General features: G+C 43.4%; 1 protein-coding gene. It reads right to left on the minus strand.

Going from position 1 to position 1,625, the window contains the following annotated elements:
- Positions 1 to 180: 180 nt before the first annotated feature.
- Positions 181 to 1,356 (minus strand): GNAT family N-acetyltransferase, encoded by a 1,176-nt coding sequence (locus P5G61_RS31765; RefSeq protein WP_301250119.1) that lies wholly within the window; start codon positions 1,354 to 1,356, stop codon positions 181 to 183.
- Positions 1,357 to 1,625: the final 269 nt, after the last annotated feature.

The raw sequence follows: 1,625 nt of genomic DNA on the forward strand, positions 1-1,625 counted from the left end.
CTGACGCCGGTAGAGTACCGACGCCAGTTTGCAGCCTAGGGTCTTTTTATAATGTCTACAAAATGGGGTCTTGACCAAAAGCTGGAGAAGTCTTTTTTTCTCACCATAGCAACGTATTGCTATGCAAGCTAAATCTAAATGAAAATGAGTCAGAACTCTCGTCATGAAAGTCAAAAGGGATCAAAAGAAATCAAGTAAATACGTTTCCCGTTTAGGGATCGCTTGTTCCAAAGCCTTAATCGCTCCTGTCGGTCCTTCAATTCTGCCTATTTGAGCCATCTCCGTAGGCCTCCGATAACCCATCAGCATCGCGGTGAGCGCTTGAATGTCTACCTTAACGGTCTGATCTTTAGCTGCCGGCTCAGTTGTTTTCCAAATCGAAGCTGTACCGTTCATCGCCACATTCAATTGCCATACCCCTTCATTCCATGGTGCATAGGCATCCTCTACCTGAAGATTAATCTGTACGGGTGAGTCTTGACTCGCAAAAGGATACTGTGAAATAAATTGCTCCACACTCACAATACGTGCCATGAAGAAAGGTACAATTTCCTGCTGAATTCGCGGATTATCCAATTGAAAAGCAAGCATATCACTGGCTGGTGCCTGTAAGGTAACTTCCTCTATCATTGAATCATGGTTAGATATAAAGGTCCACAAGGCTTGTCTAGCCTCTTCATTCAGATAAACCATCTCTCGAATGCTAAACTTTCTTTCTTTAACCTCATACAAAAGATACCCTTGTGCTTTACCAGCTTCATCATAATATACAGCCTTTTGGTTGGCTCCATTAGTGAGAACAGAATTCTCCCATCTTGCATCGTTCCGGATCAAGGTTCCGTTATAGCGCTCAGCATAAGCACTGTATACTTCCTTTAATGTGCTGAGTCCCGGATCGCCGCGTCGAATTGTTCCAGGGGTTTCCTTTTTCGCAGGCAGATGAGCTGTAGGCACTTTATATCGTTTAAATTCAACATAAGTCTCCCAACCATACTTCCGATAGAAAGCAAAAGAGAACGGATGCAAAAACGATATACTTTGTTTATTACGGTTCATTTCCTCTAGCGCATGCTGCAACAGCCCAGCTACCCAGCCTTTGCGTCTATATTCTGGCCATGTGGCTACACCCGCAATACCGCCCATCTCGAATGATCTTCCATGAATATAGGTTTGAAAAGGAATAATGTGAAGTTTGGCACCCAATTGTCCTTCCTCAAATACACCCCATATATCCTGTGAATCAAATTGACTCCGCCGTTTCTCCGTTTGTTCTTCACTCATGACCACTTGAAAAGCATACTCGGAGAGTGCCATAGCTGGTTCAAAATCATCTACGGTCAATTTCTGAATTTCCATGTCGTCCTGCACCCCGTTTTCTAAGTTATGATATCTTTCAAATCATGTCCTGATGCGTGATGTATGTATCCAATTATGAGTGTGTCAGAGGAACGGGACAAAGTCAAACAAGAGATGCACGGGCATCTCTCAGGAAATAACATATATTCGTATCTTATAATCGTTTCACCTATGATTTATAGTAAAAAAACGCAAATAAAAACCACCACCGAATAACATCGGCAGTGGTTCTTCGCTTGGCGGCGTCCTACTCTCCCAGGACCCTGCGG

It is taken from the genome of Paenibacillus vandeheii, from assembly GCF_030433635.1.
GTDB classification, from domain to species: Bacteria; Bacillota; Bacilli; order Paenibacillales; family Paenibacillaceae; genus Paenibacillus; species Paenibacillus vandeheii.